Origin of the sequence: Gluconacetobacter azotocaptans (assembly GCF_014174355.1) — a bacterium.
GTDB classification, from domain to species: domain Bacteria; phylum Pseudomonadota; class Alphaproteobacteria; order Acetobacterales; family Acetobacteraceae; genus Gluconacetobacter; species Gluconacetobacter azotocaptans.
In genome coordinates, this window is the sequence record NZ_JABEQF010000005.1 from 145,954 (window position 1) to 164,668 (window position 18,715).

Sequence of the window (18,715 nt, forward strand, 5' to 3'; positions counted from 1 at the left end):
GCCTGCGGGCCCTAAAGATCGTCGCCGGGGCCTTTCCACGCCACCGGCCGTTCTGCCGGAGCGTCGTGAACGTGCCGGCACCGCCGGTCAACCCCATCATCAATCGGATTCGTCTACTCGGGCACCCCACGCCACCTGTCGTGGGTGCCGATACCTTGAGGGCGCGCAATATACCCGCGCGCCCTTTAGAGTCAATGAATAACGATCACTTCTTCGTGATACTATCCATGATCTCGAACACCTTGGCCGTGACCGTATCGATGTCGGCCATGCCGTCGATGCGATACAGGCGCCCCTCCGCCTCGTAATAGGGCAGGATGGGTGCCGTCTGCTGGCGGTACGCCGTCAGGCGGGCCGCCACGGTATCGCGCCGGTCGTCTTCCCGACGCAGGAAATGATGTCCGCCACAGACGTCGCAGGTATTTTCGACCTTCGGCCGCTTGAACAGATCGTTATAGCCCGCCCCGCAGTCCGCGCAGGTGTACCGGCCGGCAATCCGGTCGGCCAGGGCTTCCTCGTCAACCTCCAGAAACAGCACGACGTCGATTCGCGCGCCCCGCGCGCGCAGCATCGAATCGAGCGCTTCCGCCTGGGCTTCGGTCCTGGGGAATCCGTCCAGGATGAAACCGTTGGCGCAATCCGGCCGTTCGATGCGGGACTCGAGCATGGCGATGATCACGTCGTCGGGGACCAGCTGTCCCGCATCCATGATCGCCTTGGCCTGCGTACCGATCGCGGTTCCGGCCGCGACCTCCGCCCGGAGCATGTCCCCGGTGGAGATCTGGGCGATGCCGTAACGGGTCTCCAGCCGCTTCGACTGGGTCCCCTTTCCCGCGCCGGGCGGGCCGAGGAAAATCACATTCATCGCGTCCTGCCCTTCCCCCGTGCCTTGCGCATCAGGCCCTGGTACTGATGGGCCACCAGATGCGACTGGATCTGCGTCACCGTATCGATGGTCACCGACACGATGATGATAAGGCTGGTCCCGCCGAAATAGAACGGCACGTTATAATGACTGATCAGGATCTGCGGCAGCAGGCAGACCGCCACCAGGTATGCCGCACCGATGCTGGTCAGCCGGGTCAGGATCCGGTCGAAATAGGCCGCCGTGTTGGCACCTGGGCGAATGCCGGGGATGAACCCGTTCTGCTTGCGCAGATTGTCCGCCGTTTCCTGCGGGTTGAAGGTCACCGCCGCGTAGAAATACGAGAAGAAGACGATCATCGCCGCATAGAACAGCATGTACAACGGCTGCCCCTGGCCCAGTTCCTGCCCCAGGAAGGACAGCCAGCCCGGCATCGAACTGCCGTTCATGAAGCCCGAGATCGTCACCGGAATCAGCAGCACCGACGATGCGAAGATCGGCGGAATCACGCCTGCGGTGTTCACCTTCAGCGGCATATGCGTCGAGTCGCCGCCGAACATCCGCTGGCCGACCTGGCGCTTGGGATATTGGATCACCACCCGGCGCTGCGCCTGCTCCATGAACACGATGAAGGCGATCGTCAGCGCCGCCAGGACCAGGAACACCAGCACGAAGAACGGCGACAGCGCGCCGGTGTAGCCAAGCTGGAACAGGCTGGCCAGCGCATGCGGCAGGTTGGCGACGATACCCGCGAAGATGATCAGCGAAATGCCGTTGCCGACCCCGCGCGAGGTGATCTGCTCGCCCAGCCACATCAGGAACATCGTCCCGCCCAGCAACGTCACCACGCACGATACGATGAAGAACAGGCCCGGCGAAATCACCGCGGCGCCCGCCTCGCTGTGCATGTTCTCCAGCCCCACCGCGATGCCGTAGGCCTGGAACAGCGCGATCACGACCGTCAGGTAGCGGGTATATTCGTTCAGCTTGCGCCGACCGGCCTCGCCTTCCTTCTTGAGGTTCTCCAGCGAGGGAATCGCCGCCGACATCAGCTGCACGATGATCGAACCGCTGATGTAGGGCATGATGTTCAGCGCAAAGACGGTCATACGTCCCAGCGCGCCGCCGGTGAACATGTCGAACATGCCAAGGATGCCGCCCTGGTGACGGGCCAGAAGCTGGCCCATGACCGTCGCGTCCACACCGGGAACCGGGATGTAGGTTCCCAGGCGGTAGACGATCAACGCCCCCAAGGTGAACCAGATTCGCTTCTTCAGCTCGGTTGCGTTGGCAAATGAGCTGAAGTTCAGATTGGCAGCCAGCTGCTCGGCCGCGGAGGCCATGCGCCCGTCCTTTCACAACAACAGCGTCGCCGCACGAGACGGGACGCTGCCATGACAAACCAGACAAGAGTGTAAGGTGTCGATCCCTTGCGGTGCAAGAGACAACGCCCCGGACGGGGTGGCGCGCCAGGCGGCGGCATCCACCCCTGCGCGCGTCACGCGGAGGCAGGCGCCTCGGCGGTGGACGCCGTGGTCCGGACGGTCCCGCCCGCTTTCTCGACCGCGGCGATCGCCGTCGCGGACGCACCGGCGACCTCGATGGTCACCGCGCGGGCCAGCTCGCCCTTCGCCAGCAGGCGAACACCGGCGAACTTGCCGCTGCCGACCAGGCCGGCCTTGCGCAGCACGTCCTCGGTCACCACGACGCTGCCGTCGATCTTGCCGGCTTCGATCGCGCGATCCAGGGCGCCCAGGTTCACCGGGGCATAGACCTTGCGGAAGATGTTCTTGAAGCCGCGCTTCGGAAGACGACGATACAGCGGCAGCTGACCACCCTCGAAGCCGTTCAAGGACACGCCTTCACGCGCCTTCTGACCCTTCACGCCCTTGCCCGACGTCTTGCCCTTGCCGGACCCGATGCCGCGACCCAGACGCTTCTTGCGATAGCGGGAGCCCGCGTTATCGCGCAGTTCGTTCAGGTTCATATCAACCCTCCACCTTCACGAGGTGGGCCACCTTGGTGATCATGCCGCGAACCGAAGGGGTGTCCTCCAGTTCCCGGGTGCGGCCGATCTTGTTCAGGCCCAGCCCGACCAGCGTCGCCTGCTGGCCCGGCTTGCGCCCGTTGCCCGAGGCCACCTGGGTGACCTTGATCGTTGCCTTGTTCTCAGACATCGGCGGCAGCCTCCGTCGCCCCTGCGTCACGGCGACCCAGGATGTCCGAAACCTTCTTGCCACGGCGGTTGGCCACCGAACGCGGGCTGGCGCAACGCTCCAGCGCGGCGAACGTCGCCTTGACCATGTTGTGCGGGTTCCGGGTTCCCAGGGACTTCGCGACAACGTCGTTGATGCCCAGGCTCTCGAACACGGCGCGCATCGGACCACCGGCGATGATACCCGTGCCGGCGTCGGCCGAGCGCAGCACCACCTTGCCGGCGCCGAAATGACCTGCCACGTCATGATGGAGGGTACGGCCCTCCTTCATCGGGACGCGGATCATCGCGCGCTTGGCGCGGTCGGTCGCCTTGCGGATCGCCTCGGGGACCTCGCGGGCCTTACCGGCGCCGAAGCCGACACGACCCTTCTGGTCACCCACCACGACCAGCGCGGCAAAGGCGAAGCGACGGCCGCCCTTTACGACCTTCGCAACACGATTGATCGTGACCAGCTTGTCGACGAGATCGTCGCCATCGCGCTCACGATCGCGGCCGCCCCGGCCGCCTTCCCTCGGTTCACGTGCCATTGCGTGACCCCTTCCTTAGAAGGCGAGACCGCCCTCGCGGGCAGCCTCCGCCAGGGCCTTGATACGCCCATGATACAGATACGAACCGCGATCGAAGACGACCAGCGATACACCCGCCGCTACCGCGCGTTCGGCGACCAGCTTGCCGACAGCGGCAGCCGCGTCCGAGTCCGCGCCGTTCTTCAGCTGCTCGCGCAGCGTCTTGTCGAGGCTCGAAGCGGCGGCAAGCGTACGCCCGGCGACATCGTCGATCACCTGGGCATAGATGTTCTTGCCTGACCGGAACACCGACAGGCGCGGACGCCCGCCGCCCTTGCGGCGAAGCTGGAAACGCAGACGCTGGCGCCGACGCTCCCGCAGATCCTGCTGCGTGCTCATTACTTCTTCTTGCCTTCCTTGCGACGGATGGTCTCCGTGTCGTAACGGACACCCTTGCCCTTGTAGGGCTCGGGCTTGCGGAAGCTGCGGATGTCCAGGGCAACCTGGCCGACCCGCTGCTTGTCCACGCCTTCGACCACGATGGCGGTCGGGCGCGGCGTCGTGATCTTGATGCCCTGCGGGATCGCATAGACGATGTCATGCGAATAGCCGAGGTTCATGACCAGGTTGCTGCCCTGGACCGCCGCACGGTAACCGGTGCCGGTCACCTCGAGGGTCTTCGAGAAGCCAACGGACACGCCCTTGACCATGCTGGCCACCAGCGACCGCGTCGTGCCCCACATCATCCGCGCCTGGGCGGCGGTGCCGACCGGACGGACCGACACCTTGCTGTCGGCGATTTCGGCTTCGATGTGGCGGGACAGCGGCAGCGTCAGTTCGCCCAGCTTGCCCTTGGCCACGAAGACGCCATCGACGATGGAGACCTGCACGCCCGACGGAATCTCGACGGGATATTTGCCTACACGTGACATGTATCCCTCCTCAGAATACGCGGCAGAGGACCTCGCCGCCAACATTGGCAGCGCGGGCTTCCGCATCCGAGAGAACGCCACGCGGCGTCGAGAGGATCGACACACCGAGGCCGGCATAGACCCGGGGCAGTTCCTTGATCTTCGAGTAAACCCGACGACCCGGCTTCGATACCCGGTGGATCTCCTTGATGACGGGCTCGCCATCGAGGTACTTCAGCTCGATCCGCAGCTGGGCCACGCCCTTGCGCAGGTCTTCCTGCGCAAAGCCGCGGATATATCCCTCGCGCCGCAGGGCTTCGAGCACATTGGCACGCAGCTTTGACGCCGGCGCCACGCAGGCCGCATGACGCGCACGCTGCGCGTTGCGGATCCGGGTGAGCATATCACCCAAAGGATCAGAAAGTGACATCGTTCCCTGCCCTTACCAGCTCGACTTGACCATGCCCGGGATCTGGCCGCTGGAGGCCAGGTCGCGCAGAGCCACGCGGCAGAGTTCGAACTTCCTGTAGTTGGCGCGGGCGCGCCCGGTCAGCTTGCACCGCAGACGCACGCGCACGCGCGAACCATTGCGAGGAAGCTCTGCGAGTTTCAGGGATGCCTCGAACCGATCTTCGACCGGAAGCGTCCGGTCCATGATGATGTTCTTGAGCGCAATCCGCTTAGCCTTGTCCCGTCCTGCCATGCGCGCACGCTTGGCATTCCGGTTAACGGCGGAGATCTTGGCCATGCCTTGTTCTACCCTCCGGAACCTGTCGGGCCATCCCGACGGTTTTCCAAACAACGTGTCTAATAGGTCTTCTGACCTGTTGGCGGAAGCCCCAAACGCCGCAATTACGCGGCGAAGGGCAGATCAAACGCCTTCAGAAGAGCCTTCGCTTCCGCATCGGTCTTCGCGCTGGTCACGAAGATGATGTCCATCCCACGGATATCGTCGACCTTGTCGTACTCGATTTCCGGGAAGATGATCTGTTCCTTCAGACCCATGGCGAAGTTGCCACGGCCGTCGAAACCCTTGTTCGCCGGCAGGCCGCGGAAATCGCGGACGCGCGGCAGCGCAATGGTCACAAGACGGTCCAGGAACTCGTACATCCGCGTACGGCGCAGGGTGACCTTACAGCCGATCGGCAGACCTTCGCGAATCTTGAAGCCGGCGATGGCTTTCTTCGCGACAGTCTTCACCGGCTTCTGGCCGGCGATCAGCGTCATTTCGGCGACGGCGGTGTCCAGCTTCTTCTGGTCGCCCGCGGCCTCACCCACGCCCATGTTGATGACGATCTTCTCGAGATGCGGAACCTGCATCACGTTCTTGTAGCCGAACTCCTCGCGCAGCTTCGCGCGCAACTCGTCCTGATACAGCTTCTGCAGACGCGCCACCTGGCGGGTCTCTTGCACTTCAGACATCCCCGCCTCCTCAGCCTTCGATGACTTCGCCGGTCGCCTTGGCGACGCGGACCTTGCGGCCGTCTTCCAGAACCCGGAAGCCGACGCGCGTCGGCTTGCCGCTCTTGGGATCGACCAGCTTCAGGTTCGACAGGTGAACCGGCATCTCTTTCTCGATGATGCCGCCCTGCTCGCCTGCACGGTTCGGGCGCGTGTGGCGCTTCGCCACGGCTACGCCACGGACAACCGCCTTGCCGTCATCGGGGCGGACCGACAGGACCTCGCCCTGGGTCCCCTTCGAGGACCCGGTGATCACGACGACCTGGTCGCCTTTCTTGATACGCGCAGCCATCACAGCACCTCCGGTGCCAGCGAAATGATCTTCATGAACTTGCGCGCACGCAGTTCACGCACAACCGGCCCGAAAATGCGGGTGCCGATCGGCTCCTGCTGCTTGTTGATCAGGACGGCCGCGTTACGGTCGAAGCGGATGGCGCTGCCATCGGCGCGGCGCACCGGGTAGGACGTGCGAACGATCACCGCCTGGTGAACGTCGCCCTTCTTGACCTTACCGCGGGGGATCGCTTCCTTGACGGACACGACGATCACGTCGCCGACCGAGGCGGTCTTCCGCTTGGAACCGCCCAGCACCTTGATGCACTGCACCTGACGCGCGCCCGAATTATCGGCGACGTCCAGGTTGGTCTCGGGATGGATCATAGCCTATGCCCTTCTTACGCCTGCGCGCCGGACGCGGCGTCGGCGGCACCCAACTGGGCACCGTTCCGGACAACCACGGTCCAGGTCTTGCGCTTGGAGATCGGCTTGCATTCTTCAATGCGCACCATGTCCCCAATCTTGCACTCGTTCAGCTCATCATGCGCCGCGTACTTCTTGGAGCGACGAATGAACTTCTTATACAGCGGATGAATGACCCGACGATCGACAAGGACGGTGACCGTCTTGTCCATCTTGTCGCTGGTCACCCGTCCGGTCAGGACGCGCCTCGGCATCGCCCGTCTCCCTTCAGGACTTCGCGGCCGGCGCATGTGCGCCGGCAGCATTCTTCTTCAGCGCCTCGGACGCGATCGTCTTCACGCGGGCGATCTCGCGACGCACCGTGCGAACACGAGCCTGCCCCTCATTCTGGCCGGTCGCGCGCTGGAACCGCAGGTTGAACTGCTCGCGCTTCAGGTCGATGAGAAGCGTCTCCAGTTCCTCGGCGGTCTTGGCACGCAGATCGGCCGGCTTGGTTGCCTTTGCCATCTCACGCCTCTCCGATACGGGTCACGAATTTGGTCTTGATCGGCAGCTTCGCAGCACCAAGGGCCAGCGCTTCACGCGCCAGCTCCGGCGGAACACCTTCGATCTCGAACAGGATACGACCCGGTTTCACACGGGCCACCCAGTATTCCGGCGACCCCTTGCCGGAGCCCATACGCACTTCCGCGGGCTTTGTCGAGACGGGAAGATCGGGAAAGATCCGAATCCACACGCGACCGGCACGCTTCATCGCGCGGGTGATAGCCCGACGGGAAGCTTCGATCTGCCGGGCGGTCACCCGCTCCGGCTCCAGGGCCTTCAGGCCGAACGCACCGAAATTCAGCGTCGTCCCGCCTTTCGCCAGCCCATGAATGCGGCCCTTGTGGGCCTTGCGGTACTTTGTCCGCTTTGGGGAAAGCATTGTTCTAAATCCTCACGCGCCGCCTGGCGCCCTTCTCGGTCCTAAGTCCCGCAGCTTAGCGCTGCGGGGCCTGCTCGGCGGCGCGACGATCCTGCGCCATCGGATCCTGGGCAAGGATCTCGCCCTTGAAGATCCACACCTTCACACCGCAGGTGCCGTAGGTGGTCTTCGCCGTGGCCACGCCGTAATCGATGTCCGCGCGCAGCGTGTGCAGCGGAACCCGACCCTCGCGATACCATTCGACGCGCGCGATCTCGGCGCCGCCCAGACGGCCGCCGCAATTGATCCGGATGCCCTGGGCGCCCAGACGCATGGCGGACTGCACGGCGCGCTTCATCGCACGGCGGAACGCCACGCGGCGCTCCAGCTGCTGGGCGATGTTCTCGGCCACCAGCGTCGCGTCGATTTCCGGCTTGCGGATCTCGACGATGTTCAGCGCGACGTCGGTCTTGGCCATGCGGGCCAGGTCCTTGCGCAGCACGTCGATGTCCTGGCCCTTCTTGCCGATCACGACGCCCGGACGGGCGGCATAGATCGTCACGCGGGGCTTCTTGGCCGGACGTTCGATGACCACGCGGGACACGCCCGCGCCGGACAGCTTGCGACGCAGATGCGAGCGCAGCTTCAGATCGTCATGCAGCAGGCGCGAATAGTCGGCGCCGGCGTACCAACGGCTGTCCCAGGTGCGGTTGATGCCGAGCCGCAGCCCGATCGGATTGACTTTGTGCCCCATGGTCAGGCCGCCTTCTGCTCGGTTGTCTCAGCCTCTGCCGCGCGCTCGGCCACGACGATCTTCAGATGACTGAAGAACTTCTCGATGCGCGCCGAACGGCCACGGCCACGCGCGTGGAAACGGCGCATGACGATCGACTTGCCGACCTCGGCCCGGACCACCACCAGCTGGTCGACGTCCAGCTGGTGGTTGTTCTCGGCGTTGGCGATCGCGCTCTCCAGCGTCTTCTTGACGTCGTGGGCAATCCGACGCTTCGAGAACGTCAGGATCGCCACGGCCTGCGACGCGGGCTTGTTGCGGATCAGGCCGGCGACCAGGTTCAGCTTGCGCGGACTGACGCGGATGTTGCGCGTCAGGGCCTGCGCCTCGGTCTCCGCCAGCGTGCGGGGATGCTTAGGCTTGCTCATGATCAGCCCCGCTTCGCTTTCTTGTCCGAGGAGTGACCCGTGAAGGTACGAGTCGGCGAGAACTCGCCGAACTTGTGCCCGACCATGTTCTCCGACACCTGAACGGGCAGGAACTTGCGCCCGTTATAGACGCCGAACGTCAGACCGACGAACTGCGGCAGGATTGTCGAGCGACGCGACCAGATCTTGATCACTTCGTTACGGCCCGACGCGCGCGACGCATCGGCCTTGTTCAGTAGATACCCGTCCACGAACGGGCCCTTCCAGACGGAACGTGCCATCTTCTTTGCCCCTTACTTGCCGGTCTTCCGGCGACGGATAATCAGACTGTCCGTACGCTTGTTGACCCTGGTCTTGTAACCCTTTGTCGGCTTGCCCCACGGCGTGACCGGATGACGGCCGCCCGAGGTACGGCCTTCACCACCACCATGCGGATGGTCGACCGGGTTCATCACGACGCCACGATTGTGCGGACGACGACCCAGCCAGCGGTTGCGGCCCGCCTTGCCGAGATGCTGGTTCATGTTGTCCGGATTGGACACCGCACCGACGGTCGCCATGCATTCGCCGCGAACGACGCGCAGTTCACCGGACTGCAGCTTGATCTGGGCGTAGCCGGCATCCTTGCCGACCAGCTGGGCATAGGTGCCCGCCGACCGCGCCATCTTGCCGCCGGCGCCCTGCTTCAGTTCGATGTTGTGCACGATCGTGCCGACCGGAATGGCCGACAGCGGCATCGCGTTGCCCGGCTTGATGTCGACGCGCGCGCCGGACACCACCTGGTCGCCCACCTTCAGGCGCTGCGGCGCCAGGATGTACGCCAGCTCGCCGTCCTCGTACTTCACCAGCGCGATGAAGGCGGTGCGGTTCGGGTCATATTCCAGACGCTCGACCGTGCCGGCCACATCGAACTTCCGCCGCTTGAAATCGACGTAACGATAGGACTGCTTGTGGCCGCCACCGATGAAGCGCGACGTCGTGCGCCCATGGTTGTTGCGTCCACCGGACTTGTTCTTGCCTTCGGTCAGGCCCTTGACGGGCTTACCCTTCCAGAGCTCCTTGCGGTCGATCAGGACCGTCCCGCGCAGGCTGGGAGTGACCGGGTTAAAGTGCTTGAGTGCCATGTCTTGCTACCCCGCGTCAGACCAGCTTCGCGGTCAGGTCGATGGACTGACCCTCGGCAAGCTGCACAAACGCCTTTTTCACATCCGAACGCTGGCCGGGACGGCCCTTGAAGCGCTTGGTCTTGCCCTTCTGGACAAGGGTGTTCACGCCCAGGACCTTCACGCCGAACAGCGTCTCCACCGCGACCTTGATCTCCGGCTTCGTGGCGTCGATCGCGACCTTGAAGGCCACCTGATTCTTCTCGGAAAGCGCGGTGGCCTTCTCGGTGATCAGCGGCGCACGGACGATGTCGTACATCGCCTCGCGCGACATGCGCTCCGCCTTCTTGCGGATTGCGAGCACGTTGGTCATGCCAGGCGCTCCTTCAGGCCTTCGACGCCGGCGCGGGTGATCGCCAGAACATCGTGGTTGAGGATGTCGTAGACGTTCGCGCCGACGGTCGGCAGCGCGTCGATCTTCGGCAGGTTGCGGGCGGCGCGGCCGAAATTCTCCTCGACCGTGGCATCCACGATCAGGGCCGACTTCCAACCCAGGGCCTTCACCTTCGCGGCCAGTTCGGACGTCTTGCCCGACACGGTCGCGGCTTCCAGCACCACCAGCTTGCCTTCCGCGGCCTTCTGCGACAGCGCGGAAATCAGGCCCAGGCGACGCACCTTCTTCGGCAGGTCATAGCCATGGTCGCGGACGACCGGGCCATGAACAGCACCACCGGTGCGGTACTGCGGCGCACGCAGCGAGCCCTGGCGGGCGCTGCCGGTGCCCTTCTGGCGGTACGGTTTCTTGGTCGTGCCGGAGACTTCGCCCATCCCCTTGACCTTGTGCGTACCGGCGCGGCGCTTGGCCAACTGCCAGTGCACGACGCGCGCCATGATGTCGGCCCGCGGTGTCGCCCCGAAAATCTCGTCCGGAAGGACGGCCGTGCCGGCGCTTCCGTTGTCGAGGGTTTTGATCTCGTAATCCATTGCCCTCTATCCTCAGCCCGCAGCCGCAACCAGGGCCGCCGGATACGGCGCCTCGGCATGACGGGCCTTCTTGATCGCATCACGAACCAGAACCAGCTCGTTCTTTCCGCCGGGCACCGAGCCACGGACCATGAGCAGATTCTTCTCGGCATCCACCGCCGCCACCTCAAGGTTGAGGGTGGTCACGCGCTCGGACCCGAGATGGCCGGCCATTTTCTTGTTCTTGAAGGTCTTGCCCGGGTCCTGGCGGTTACCGGTCGAGCCATGCGAACGATGGCTGACGGACACGCCGTGGGTGGCCTCGAGACCCGCGAAGTTCCAGCGCTTCATGGCGCCGGCGAAGCCCTTGCCCTTGCTGGTGGAGGTCACGTCGACCTTCTGCCCCACCACGAAATGAGCCGCCGACAGCGTGGCGCCCGATTCCAGGACGGCGTCTTCCGCAACGCGGAATTCGGCCAGCTTCTTCTTGGGCTCAACCTTCACACGGGCAAAATGGCCGCGGTTCGGTTTGGAGACGTTCTTCACCTTGGCATCGCCGAAACCCAGCTGCACGGCGGTATAGCCGTCGCGGTCCTGGGTACGGACGTCCACCACCTGCAAATTATCCACATGCAGGACGGTGACGGGCACATGGGTGCCGTCTTCCTTAAACAGCCGGGTCATGCCCAGCTTCTTTGCGATCAATCCGGTGCGCATCGTCTGGACCTTAAAGTTTAATCTCGACGTCCACGCCTGCGGCGAGGTCGAGCTTCATGAGAGCGTCCACGGTCTGCGGGGTCGGCTCGACAATGTCGAGCAGCCGGCGATGAGTCCGAATCTCGAACTGCTCGCGGCTTTTCTTGTCCACATGGGGAGAGCGGTTAACGGTGAATTTCTCGATATGCGTCGGCAGCGGGATAGGACCCCGAACCCGCGCACCCGTACGCTTCGCCGTGTTGACGATCTCTTTGGTGCTGTTATCGAGCACCCGATGATCGTACGCCTTCAGGCGAATGCGGATGTTCTGGTTGTCCATCGTCTGTTCAGTCCAACTTTACTGGTTCGGGGGAACCCGATCCGCCAAAGGAAGCCCCGGCCGGATCGCTCCGGCCGGGGTCTCCAGTTCTGCTTAAGACCCGATCAGGCCGTGATCGTGGCCACCACGCCGGCGCCGACCGTGCGGCCACCCTCGCGGATAGCGAAACGCAGGCCTTCATCCATGGCGATCGGAGCGATCAGCTCGACATCCATGGCGATGTTGTCGCCCGGCATCACCATTTCCGTACCCTCGGGGAGGTGCACGACACCCGTCACGTCCGTGGTGCGGAAGTAGAACTGCGGACGATAGTTGGTGAAGAACGGCGTGTGACGGCCACCCTCTTCCTTCGTCAGGATGTAGGCCTCGGCCTTGAACTTGGTGTGCGGGGTGATCGAACCCGGCTTGGCCAGAACCTGGCCGCGCTCGACGTCTTCACGCTTCGTGCCGCGCACCAGGGCACCGATGTTGTCACCGGCCTCGCCGCGATCCAGCAGCTTGCGGAACATTTCGACGCCCGTGACCGTGGTCTTCTGCGTGTTGCGCAGACCGACGATCTCGATTTCGTCACCGACGTTCACGACGCCGCGCTCGACACGGCCCGTCACCACGGTGCCGCGGCCCGAGATCGAGAACACGTCTTCGATCGGCATCAGGAACGGACGGTCGATCGGACGCTCCGGCTGCGGGATGTAGGCATCGACCGCATCCATCAGGTCGCGCACGCGGTTTTCGCCGATCTCCGGATCGCCGTCTTCCAGCGTCACCAGGGCCGAGCCCTTGATGATGGGGATATCGTCGCCCGGGAACTGATAGGCGGACAGAAGCTCGCGCACTTCCATCTCGACCAGTTCCAGCAGTTCCGGATCGTCGACCTGGTCAACCTTGTTCAGGAACACGACCAGCGCCGGAACGCCGACCTGGCGCGCCAGCAGGATGTGCTCGCGGGTCTGCGGCATCGGGCCGTCAGCGGCCGACACCACCAGGATCGCGCCGTCCATCTGGGCGGCACCGGTGATCATGTTCTTCACGTAGTCGGCGTGACCGGGGCAATCGACGTGCGCGTAATGGCGCTTCGCCGTCTCGTACTCGACGTGGGCGGTCGAGATCGTGATGCCGCGCGCGCGCTCTTCCGGCGCCGCGTCGATCTGGTCGTACGCCTTGAAGGTGGCGCCGCCGGTCTTCGCCAGCGTCTTGGTGATCGCAGCGGTCAGCGACGTCTTGCCATGGTCAACATGGCCGATCGTGCCGATATTGCAGTGCGGCTTCGTCCGCTCGAATTTAGCCTTTGCCATCGTCTGTCTCCGTTACCTCGGCGTTCAGGCCGGGAGTCGGGTTGAAATGTTCCTAACCGGAAGCGTGCCGGTCTTTAGACCGGACCAGCAGCCCTTACCAGCGGTAATGGCTGAACGCCTTGTTCGCCTCGGCCATGCGATGCGTGTCTTCGCGCTTCTTCACGGCGGCGCCGCGATTGTTGACCGCGTCGAGCAGCTCGTTGGACAGGCGCTCCTGCATCGTGTTCTCGCCGCGCTTGCGCGAGGCGTCGATCAGCCAGCGGATGGCCAGCGCCTGGCGGCGCTCGGCACGCACCTCGACGGGAACCTGGTAGGTCGCGCCGCCGACACGCCGCGAGCGAACCTCGACAGCCGGCTTCACATTGTCCAGGGCGCCGTGGAACATCACCACAGGGTCGGCGGACGCACCGCCACGACGACGCATCACCTCAAGGGCACCATAGACGATGCCTTCGGCGGTGGACTTCTTGCCGTCGTACATCAGCGCATTCATGAAGCGCGTAATGACGACGTCACCAAATTTCGGATCGGGAAGAATCTCACGCTTCACGGCGCGATGACGGCGACTCATGCCTGGTTATTCCTTTTACTTCGGACGCTTCGCGCCATAGAGCGAGCGACGCTGACGACGCTTGGCGATACCCTGGGTATCCAGAACGCCACGCAGGATGTGATAGCGCACGCCCGGAAGATCCTTGACGCGGCCGCCGCGGATCAGGACCACACTGTGCTCCTGCAGGTTGTGGCCTTCACCCGGGATGTAGCTGACGACCTCATAGCCGTTCGTCAGACGCACCTTGGCAACCTTACGCAGGGCCGAGTTCGGCTTCTTCGGTGTCGTTGTGTAGACGCGCGTGCAGACGCCGCGCTTCTGCGGGCAACCCTGCAGCGCAGGCACCTTGTTGCGCTTGGCTGCGGGCTCGCGGCCTTTGGCGATCAGCTGGTTGATGGTCGGCATACGCCTTTCCCGATCCTTACAAATTTCGGCCGGCCAACCGCGTATCGGGCTGCCGACTGTCGTTCACAACAAAATCCCATCGAATGAGCATCATTCGCCTGGGCATCATATTAACATCCGGCCTTGGCGACCCCTGAGGGCCACGGCGCCGCATGCCTGCATGCTGCATTCGACGGCCAACGACGTCCTGCGAGACGGGGCTAGCCGAGGGCGCGGAACCTACGAGGCGCACGACCCTGAGTCAAGTAGTACCTCGGGATTCGCGGCCAAATTCCGCCGAAACACCCCCGTCCGACCGCCGCATCTGACATGCGGCGGCAGCAGATCCGCAGGTGCCGACGGCGTATCCCACATCTATCCGATTCGGGCCAGCCCGGACTCGGCCAAAAAAAAGGCCGGGTGTCGCCACCCGGCCTTTTTTTACCGATTCCGGACGATTCAGTCCGCCTTCGTCACCGCAGGGCGCGCCTGCGCCATGCGCTGGCGGTCCTGGCCGGCCGCAATGGCCCGCAGCTTGTTCATCACGCTGCCCGTGCCGGCCGGGATCAGGCGACCCACGATCACGTTCTCCTTCAGGCCGTTCAGCGTGTCCTTCTTGCCCGCCGTGGCGGCTTCGGTCAGCACGCGGGTGGTCTCCTGGAACGACGCGGCCGAGATGAAGGACTGCGTCTGCAGGGACGCCTTGGTGATGCCCTGCAGGACCGGCATCGCACCGGCCGGACGCTCGCCCGCATTCAGACGCTTCGTGTTCTCGGTCTCGAACTCGATCCGATCCACCGTCTCGCCGATCAGGTAGGTCGTGTCGCCGGGCTCCAGGATCTCGACCTTCTGGAGCATCTGGCGGACGATCACCTCGATATGCTTGTCGTTGATCTTCACGCCCTGCAGTCGATAGACGTCCTGGATCTCGTTCACGAGGTAGTCCGACAGGGCCTCGACCCCCAGCACCTTCAGGATGTCATGCGGCACGCGCGGACCGTCGACCAGCGGATCGCCCACGCGGACGAAATCGCCTTCCTGGACCGAAACGTGCTTGCCCTTGGGGATCAGGTAGTCGGTTTCCTCGCCGGTCTCGTCGTTCTTCACGATGACGCGGCGCTTGGCCTTGTAGTCCTTGCCGAATTCCACGCGGCCGTCGGTCTCCGAGATGATCGCGTGATCCTTCGGACGACGGGCCTCGAACAATTCCGCGACACGCGGCAGACCGCCGGTGATGTCGCGGGTCTTCGAGCCTTCGCGCGGGATGCGGGCCAGCACGTCGCCCGCGCTGACCTGCGCGCCGTTCTCGACCGACAGCAGCGAATCGGGCGACAGGAAGTAACGGGCGTCGTTGCCGTTCGACAGCTTGATGACGTGACCGTTCGCATCCTTCAGCTGCAGGCGCGGACGCAAATCCACCCCCTTGGCCGCCTGCTTGTAGTCGACGACGACCTTCGAGGTCAGGCCGGTAACCTCGTCCATCCGCTCCACCAGGGTGATGGAGTCGATCAGGTCGAGATATTCCACCGTTCCCGACTGCTCGGTGATGATCGGCAGGGTGTACGGATCCCACTCGGCCATCTTCTGGGCACGGGTGACCGAGGCCCCCTCGTCCACCAGCAGACGGGCGCCGTACGGCACGCGATAGCGTCCGCGCTCGGTCCCCTTCTCGTCCGTCAGCACGATCTCGCAGTTACGCGACATCACGATGGGCACGTTCTGGCTGTTGTGAACGACGTTGCGGTTGTTGATCGTCACCTTGCCGTCACGCGACGCCTCGACCATCGACTGCTCGGCGCCACGCTGCGCCGCACCGCCGATATGGAAGGTACGCATGGTCAGCTGGGTGCCCGGCTCGCCGATCGACTGGGCCGCGATCACGCCGACGGCCTCGCCGATATTGACCGGGGTGCCGCGCGCCAGGTCGCGGCCGTAGCACAGGCCGCAGACGCCGACCCGGCTTTCGCAGGTCAGCACCGAACGGATCAGCACGCTTTCGACGCCCGCCTTCTCGATCTTCTCGGCCTGCGCCTCCTCGATCAGCGAATCGCGCTTCAGCAGCACCGCGCCCGTCGCCGGGTCGATGATGTCCGCCGCGACCGTGCGGCCGAGAATCCGCTCGGACAGCGACGACACGATTTCGCCGCCATCCATCACCGCGCGCACCGTCAGGCCGCGTTCGGACCCGCAATCGTCCTCGACGATGATGCAGTCCTGCGCGACGTCGACCAGGCGACGGGTCAGGTAACCCGAGTTCGCGGTCTTCAGCGCGGTATCGGCAAGACCCTTGCGCGCGCCGTGGGTCGAGGTGAAGTAATCGAGGACCGACAGGCCTTCCTTGAAGTTGGCGATGATCGGCTGCTCGATGATCTCGCCCGACGGCTTGGCCATCAGGCCGCGCATGCCGGCCAGCTGCTTCATCTGGGCCGGCGACCCACGGGCACCGGAGTGGCTCATCATCCACACCGAGTTCGTGACCTTGCCGACCTCCTGGCGCGAGATCTCCTTCATCATCGCGGCCTGCACCTCGTCGGTGCAGCGCGACCAGGCGTCGACCACCTTGTTGTAGCGTTCACCGGCGGTGATCAGGCCGTCCTGGTACTGCTGCTCGAACTCCTTGACCTCGGTCGCGGTGCGATCGACCAGCTCCTTCTTCTCGACTGGGATGATCATGTCATCCTTGCCGAACGAAATGCCGGCCTTCGCCGCGTGACGGAAGCCCAGGCCCATCAGACGGTCGCAGAAGATGACGCATTCCTTCTGGCCGCAATGGCGATAGACCGCGTCGATGACGTCCGAGACGTTCTTCTTCGTCAGCTGCTTGTTGATCAGCGTGAAGGGAATCGCCGGATGACGCGGCAGGATCTGTGCGATCAGCATGCGGCCCGGTGTCGTGACGACCGTCTGGCGCACCGGCTTGCCGTCGGCATCGACCGCGTCGAAGCGTGCGACGATCTTGTCGTGCAGCTTGATCGCACCGGCCGACAGGGCGTACTCGACCTCGCCGATCGTGGCGAACGACGACGCGCCCGTCACCGTCACCCGGCCTTCGGCGTCATATTCGTTCCGATCCGGGGTCACCAGGAATTCCGGCGTCTCCAGGCTCAGATAATACAGGCCCAGCACGATATCCTGCGACGGCACGATGATCGGCTTGCCGTTCGCGGGGCTGAGGATGTTGTTCGTCGACATCATCAGCACGCGCGCTTCCAGCTGCGCCTCGAGGCTCAGCGGGACGTGCACGGCCATCTGGTCGCCGTCGAAATCCGCGTTGAAGGCGGTGCAGACCAGCGGATGCAGCTGGATCGCCTTGCCTTCGATCAGCACCGGCTCGAACGCCTGGATGCCCAGGCGATGCAGGGTCGGCGCGCGGTTCAGCATCACCGGATGCTCGCGGATCACCTCTTCCAGGATGTCCCAAACCTCGGGACGTTCCTTCTCCACCATCCGCTTCGCAGCCTTGATGGTGGTGGCGTGACCGTACTTTTCCAGCTTCGAATAGATGAACGGCTTGAACAGCTCCAGCGCCATCTTCTTCGGCAGGCCGCACTGATGCAGCTTCAGCTCGGGGCCGACCACGATGACCGAACGGCCGGAATAATCGACGCGCTTGCCCAGCAGGTTCTGGCGGAACCGGCCCTGCTTGCCCTTCAGCATGTCGGACAGCGACTTCAGCGGACGCTTGTTGGCGCCCGTGATCGCCCGGCCGCGACGGCCGTTGTCGAACAGCGCATCGACCGATTCCTGAAGCATGCGCTTTTCGTTACGGACGATGATGTCCGGCGCGCGCAGCTCGATCAGCCGCTTCAGGCGGTTGTTGCGGTTGATGACGCGGCGGTACAGGTCGTTCAGGTCGGACGTCGCGAAACGGCCGCCGTCCAGCGGGACCAGCGGACGCAGCTCCGGCGGGATCACCGGAATCAGGTCCATGATCATCCACTCGGGACGCGAATCGCTGTCGGCGAACGCCTCGATCAGCTTCAGGCGCTTGACCAGCTTCTTGCGCTTGGCTTCGGACGTCGTGTCCTTCAGCTCCTGGCGCAGACGCTCCTTGTCGGCCTTGCAGTCGATGCGTTCCAGCACCTTCTTGATCGCCTCGGCGCCGATCCCGACCTCGATCCCCTCTTCGCCATGCTCATCCATGACGTCCAGGTACTGGTCTTCGGTCAGCAGGCTGTACTGCTTCAGCGGCGACGTGCCGGGCTCGAGAACGACGTAGCTCTCGAAATACAGGATCTTCTCCAGATCCTTCAGGGTCATGTCGACCATCAGGCCGATGCGGCTGGGCAGCGACTTCAGGAACCAGATATGCGCGACCGGGCTGGCCAGCTCGATATGGCCCATCCGCTCGCGCCGGACCTTGGCCAGCGTGACCTCGACACCGCATTTCTCGCAGACGATGCCGCGGAACTTCATGCGCTTGTACTTGCCGCACAGGCACTCGTAATCCTTGATCGGACCAAAGATCCGCGCGCAGAACAGGCCATCGCGCTCCGGCTTGAACGTGCGGTAGTTGATGGTCTCGGGCTTCTTGATCTCGCCATAGGACCAGGAGCGGATCTGCTCGGACGAGGCGAGCTGGATCTTGATCTGGTCGAAGGTCATGGCCTGGCCGGTCTGGCCCAGGATCTTCATGAGTTCGTTCATGCGCCGTAA

General features: G+C 64.1%; 27 protein-coding genes. All 27 read right to left on the reverse strand.

Features of this window, described 5'->3' with window-relative positions:
• Window positions 1–205: 205 nt before the first annotated feature.
• The gene (locus HLH34_RS08270; protein WP_183119120.1) at window positions 206–865 is read right to left on the reverse strand and encodes an adenylate kinase; all 660 of its coding nucleotides are present in this window, start codon (window positions 863–865) and stop codon (window positions 206–208) included.
• On the reverse strand, window positions 862–2,208 hold the full coding sequence (secY, locus tag HLH34_RS08275; RefSeq protein ID WP_183119121.1) for a preprotein translocase subunit SecY: 1,347 nt from the start codon (window positions 2,206–2,208) through the stop codon (window positions 862–864). The genes HLH34_RS08270 and secY overlap by 4 nt, the downstream gene beginning before the upstream one ends.
• Before the next feature lie 155 nt (window positions 2,209–2,363).
• Window positions 2,364–2,852: a 50S ribosomal protein L15 gene (gene rplO / locus HLH34_RS08280; RefSeq protein ID WP_183119122.1), complete on the reverse strand. Its 489-nt coding sequence runs from the start codon at window positions 2,850–2,852 to the stop codon at window positions 2,364–2,366.
• 1 nt (window position 2,853) lies between these two features.
• Window positions 2,854–3,042 (reverse strand): 50S ribosomal protein L30, encoded by a 189-nt coding sequence (gene rpmD, locus HLH34_RS08285; RefSeq protein WP_182942071.1) that lies wholly within the window; start codon window positions 3,040–3,042, stop codon window positions 2,854–2,856.
• The gene (gene rpsE, locus HLH34_RS08290; RefSeq protein WP_183119123.1) at window positions 3,035–3,610 is read right to left on the reverse strand and encodes a 30S ribosomal protein S5; all 576 of its coding nucleotides are present in this window, start codon (window positions 3,608–3,610) and stop codon (window positions 3,035–3,037) included. Before rpsE ends, rpmD begins: the two co-directional genes overlap by 8 nt.
• A 15-nt stretch (window positions 3,611–3,625) precedes the next feature.
• Window positions 3,626–3,988 carry a 50S ribosomal protein L18 gene (gene rplR, locus HLH34_RS08295; protein WP_182942075.1) on the reverse strand — a complete coding sequence of 121 codons (363 nt, stop codon included), beginning with the start codon at window positions 3,986–3,988 and terminating at the stop codon, window positions 3,626–3,628.
• A complete protein-coding gene (gene rplF / locus HLH34_RS08300) occupies window positions 3,988–4,521 on the reverse strand; it encodes a 50S ribosomal protein L6 (RefSeq protein ID WP_183119124.1) in 534 nt (177 codons plus the stop codon). The genes rplR and rplF overlap by 1 nt, the downstream gene beginning before the upstream one ends.
• A 10-nt stretch (window positions 4,522–4,531) precedes the next feature.
• Window positions 4,532–4,930 carry a 30S ribosomal protein S8 gene (gene rpsH, locus HLH34_RS08305; protein ID WP_182942079.1) on the reverse strand — a complete coding sequence of 133 codons (399 nt, stop codon included), beginning with the start codon at window positions 4,928–4,930 and terminating at the stop codon, window positions 4,532–4,534.
• A gap of 12 nt (window positions 4,931–4,942) precedes the next feature.
• Complete coding sequence (rpsN, locus tag HLH34_RS08310) at window positions 4,943–5,248, reverse strand: 30S ribosomal protein S14 (RefSeq protein ID WP_182942081.1); 306 nt, start codon at window positions 5,246–5,248, stop codon at window positions 4,943–4,945.
• 104 nt (window positions 5,249–5,352) lie between these two features.
• The gene (gene rplE, locus HLH34_RS08315) at window positions 5,353–5,922 is read right to left on the reverse strand and encodes a 50S ribosomal protein L5 (RefSeq protein WP_182942083.1); all 570 of its coding nucleotides are present in this window, start codon (window positions 5,920–5,922) and stop codon (window positions 5,353–5,355) included.
• Window positions 5,923–5,932: 10 nt separating this feature from the next.
• Complete coding sequence (gene rplX / locus HLH34_RS08320; protein ID WP_182942085.1) at window positions 5,933–6,253, reverse strand: 50S ribosomal protein L24; 321 nt, start codon at window positions 6,251–6,253, stop codon at window positions 5,933–5,935.
• Window positions 6,253–6,621, reverse strand: a complete 369-nt coding sequence (rplN, locus tag HLH34_RS08325) for a 50S ribosomal protein L14 (RefSeq protein ID WP_007399629.1) — start codon at window positions 6,619–6,621, stop codon at window positions 6,253–6,255. Before rplN ends, rplX begins: the two co-directional genes overlap by 1 nt.
• A 14-nt stretch (window positions 6,622–6,635) precedes the next feature.
• A complete protein-coding gene (rpsQ, locus tag HLH34_RS08330) occupies window positions 6,636–6,914 on the reverse strand; it encodes a 30S ribosomal protein S17 (protein WP_182953348.1) in 279 nt (92 codons plus the stop codon).
• Between the two features lie 13 nt (window positions 6,915–6,927).
• A complete protein-coding gene (gene rpmC, locus HLH34_RS08335; RefSeq protein WP_183119125.1) occupies window positions 6,928–7,167 on the reverse strand; it encodes a 50S ribosomal protein L29 in 240 nt (79 codons plus the stop codon).
• A 1-nt stretch (window position 7,168) separates the two neighbouring features.
• Window positions 7,169–7,585: a 50S ribosomal protein L16 gene (gene rplP / locus HLH34_RS08340; RefSeq protein WP_182942091.1), complete on the reverse strand. Its 417-nt coding sequence runs from the start codon at window positions 7,583–7,585 to the stop codon at window positions 7,169–7,171.
• Window positions 7,586–7,640: 55 nt separating this feature from the next.
• Window positions 7,641–8,318, reverse strand: a complete 678-nt coding sequence (rpsC, locus tag HLH34_RS08345; RefSeq protein ID WP_182942093.1) for a 30S ribosomal protein S3 — start codon at window positions 8,316–8,318, stop codon at window positions 7,641–7,643.
• Between the two features lie 2 nt (window positions 8,319–8,320).
• Window positions 8,321–8,725 carry a 50S ribosomal protein L22 gene (rplV, locus tag HLH34_RS08350; RefSeq protein ID WP_182942095.1) on the reverse strand — a complete coding sequence of 135 codons (405 nt, stop codon included), beginning with the start codon at window positions 8,723–8,725 and terminating at the stop codon, window positions 8,321–8,323.
• A 2-nt stretch (window positions 8,726–8,727) separates the two neighbouring features.
• Window positions 8,728–9,006: a 30S ribosomal protein S19 gene (gene rpsS / locus HLH34_RS08355; protein WP_182942097.1), complete on the reverse strand. Its 279-nt coding sequence runs from the start codon at window positions 9,004–9,006 to the stop codon at window positions 8,728–8,730.
• A 12-nt stretch (window positions 9,007–9,018) separates the two neighbouring features.
• Complete coding sequence (gene rplB / locus HLH34_RS08360; RefSeq protein ID WP_183119126.1) at window positions 9,019–9,849, reverse strand: 50S ribosomal protein L2; 831 nt, start codon at window positions 9,847–9,849, stop codon at window positions 9,019–9,021.
• A 16-nt stretch (window positions 9,850–9,865) separates the two neighbouring features.
• Window positions 9,866–10,162 carry a 50S ribosomal protein L23 gene (locus tag HLH34_RS08365; protein WP_012227954.1) on the reverse strand — a complete coding sequence of 99 codons (297 nt, stop codon included), beginning with the start codon at window positions 10,160–10,162 and terminating at the stop codon, window positions 9,866–9,868.
• Window positions 10,163–10,197: 35 nt separating this feature from the next.
• Window positions 10,198–10,812: a 50S ribosomal protein L4 gene (rplD, locus tag HLH34_RS08370; RefSeq protein WP_183119127.1), complete on the reverse strand. Its 615-nt coding sequence runs from the start codon at window positions 10,810–10,812 to the stop codon at window positions 10,198–10,200.
• A gap of 12 nt (window positions 10,813–10,824) precedes the next feature.
• Window positions 10,825–11,508, reverse strand: coding sequence for a 50S ribosomal protein L3 (rplC, locus tag HLH34_RS08375; RefSeq protein WP_182942103.1), 684 nt, complete (start codon window positions 11,506–11,508; stop codon window positions 10,825–10,827).
• A 10-nt stretch (window positions 11,509–11,518) separates the two neighbouring features.
• Complete coding sequence (gene rpsJ / locus HLH34_RS08380) at window positions 11,519–11,827, reverse strand: 30S ribosomal protein S10 (RefSeq protein WP_012227960.1); 309 nt, start codon at window positions 11,825–11,827, stop codon at window positions 11,519–11,521.
• 104 nt (window positions 11,828–11,931) lie between these two features.
• Window positions 11,932–13,122: an elongation factor Tu gene (gene tuf / locus HLH34_RS08385; protein ID WP_182953340.1), complete on the reverse strand. Its 1,191-nt coding sequence runs from the start codon at window positions 13,120–13,122 to the stop codon at window positions 11,932–11,934.
• A 94-nt stretch (window positions 13,123–13,216) separates the two neighbouring features.
• Complete coding sequence (gene rpsG / locus HLH34_RS08390; protein WP_182942107.1) at window positions 13,217–13,693, reverse strand: 30S ribosomal protein S7; 477 nt, start codon at window positions 13,691–13,693, stop codon at window positions 13,217–13,219.
• A gap of 15 nt (window positions 13,694–13,708) precedes the next feature.
• Window positions 13,709–14,080, reverse strand: a complete 372-nt coding sequence (gene rpsL / locus HLH34_RS08395; protein ID WP_003621118.1) for a 30S ribosomal protein S12 — start codon at window positions 14,078–14,080, stop codon at window positions 13,709–13,711.
• A gap of 438 nt (window positions 14,081–14,518) precedes the next feature.
• The gene (rpoC, locus tag HLH34_RS08400; RefSeq protein WP_183119128.1) at window positions 14,519–18,706 is read right to left on the reverse strand and encodes a DNA-directed RNA polymerase subunit beta'; all 4,188 of its coding nucleotides are present in this window, start codon (window positions 18,704–18,706) and stop codon (window positions 14,519–14,521) included.
• Window positions 18,707–18,715: the final 9 nt, after the last annotated feature.

Coding starts and splice junctions, on each gene's coding strand:
- HLH34_RS08270 (WP_183119120.1), bottom strand. CDS start 865: ATGAATGTGATTTTCCTCGGCCCGCCCGGCGCGGGAAAGGGGACCCAG.
- secY (WP_183119121.1), bottom strand. CDS start 2,208: ATGGCCTCCGCGGCCGAGCAGCTGGCTGCCAATCTGAACTTCAGCTCA.
- rplO (WP_183119122.1), bottom strand. CDS start 2,852: ATGAACCTGAACGAACTGCGCGATAACGCGGGCTCCCGCTATCGCAAG.
- rpmD (WP_182942071.1), bottom strand. CDS start 3,042: ATGTCTGAGAACAAGGCAACGATCAAGGTCACCCAGGTGGCCTCGGGC.
- rpsE (WP_183119123.1), bottom strand. CDS start 3,610: ATGGCACGTGAACCGAGGGAAGGCGGCCGGGGCGGCCGCGATCGTGAG.
- rplR (WP_182942075.1), bottom strand. CDS start 3,988: ATGAGCACGCAGCAGGATCTGCGGGAGCGTCGGCGCCAGCGTCTGCGT.
- rplF (WP_183119124.1), bottom strand. CDS start 4,521: ATGTCACGTGTAGGCAAATATCCCGTCGAGATTCCGTCGGGCGTGCAG.
- rpsH (WP_182942079.1), bottom strand. CDS start 4,930: ATGTCACTTTCTGATCCTTTGGGTGATATGCTCACCCGGATCCGCAAC.
- rpsN (WP_182942081.1), bottom strand. CDS start 5,248: ATGGCCAAGATCTCCGCCGTTAACCGGAATGCCAAGCGTGCGCGCATG.
- rplE (WP_182942083.1), bottom strand. CDS start 5,922: ATGTCTGAAGTGCAAGAGACCCGCCAGGTGGCGCGTCTGCAGAAGCTG.
- rplX (WP_182942085.1), bottom strand. CDS start 6,253: ATGGCTGCGCGTATCAAGAAAGGCGACCAGGTCGTCGTGATCACCGGG.
- rplN (WP_007399629.1), bottom strand. CDS start 6,621: ATGATCCATCCCGAGACCAACCTGGACGTCGCCGATAATTCGGGCGCG.
- rpsQ (WP_182953348.1), bottom strand. CDS start 6,914: ATGCCGAGGCGCGTCCTGACCGGACGGGTGACCAGCGACAAGATGGAC.
- rpmC (WP_183119125.1), bottom strand. CDS start 7,167: ATGGCAAAGGCAACCAAGCCGGCCGATCTGCGTGCCAAGACCGCCGAG.
- rplP (WP_182942091.1), bottom strand. CDS start 7,585: ATGCTTTCCCCAAAGCGGACAAAGTACCGCAAGGCCCACAAGGGCCGC.
- rpsC (WP_182942093.1), bottom strand. CDS start 8,318: ATGGGGCACAAAGTCAATCCGATCGGGCTGCGGCTCGGCATCAACCGC.
- rplV (WP_182942095.1), bottom strand. CDS start 8,725: ATGAGCAAGCCTAAGCATCCCCGCACGCTGGCGGAGACCGAGGCGCAG.
- rpsS (WP_182942097.1), bottom strand. CDS start 9,006: ATGGCACGTTCCGTCTGGAAGGGCCCGTTCGTGGACGGGTATCTACTG.
- rplB (WP_183119126.1), bottom strand. CDS start 9,849: ATGGCACTCAAGCACTTTAACCCGGTCACTCCCAGCCTGCGCGGGACG.
- HLH34_RS08365 (WP_012227954.1), bottom strand. CDS start 10,162: ATGTCGCGCGAGGCGATGTACGACATCGTCCGTGCGCCGCTGATCACC.
- rplD (WP_183119127.1), bottom strand. CDS start 10,812: ATGGATTACGAGATCAAAACCCTCGACAACGGAAGCGCCGGCACGGCC.
- rplC (WP_182942103.1), bottom strand. CDS start 11,508: ATGCGCACCGGATTGATCGCAAAGAAGCTGGGCATGACCCGGCTGTTT.
- rpsJ (WP_012227960.1), bottom strand. CDS start 11,827: ATGGACAACCAGAACATCCGCATTCGCCTGAAGGCGTACGATCATCGG.
- tuf (WP_182953340.1), bottom strand. CDS start 13,122: ATGGCAAAGGCTAAATTCGAGCGGACGAAGCCGCACTGCAATATCGGC.
- rpsG (WP_182942107.1), bottom strand. CDS start 13,693: ATGAGTCGCCGTCATCGCGCCGTGAAGCGTGAGATTCTTCCCGATCCG.
- rpsL (WP_003621118.1), bottom strand. CDS start 14,080: ATGCCGACCATCAACCAGCTGATCGCCAAAGGCCGCGAGCCCGCAGCC.
- rpoC (WP_183119128.1), bottom strand. CDS start 18,706: ATGAACGAACTCATGAAGATCCTGGGCCAGACCGGCCAGGCCATGACC.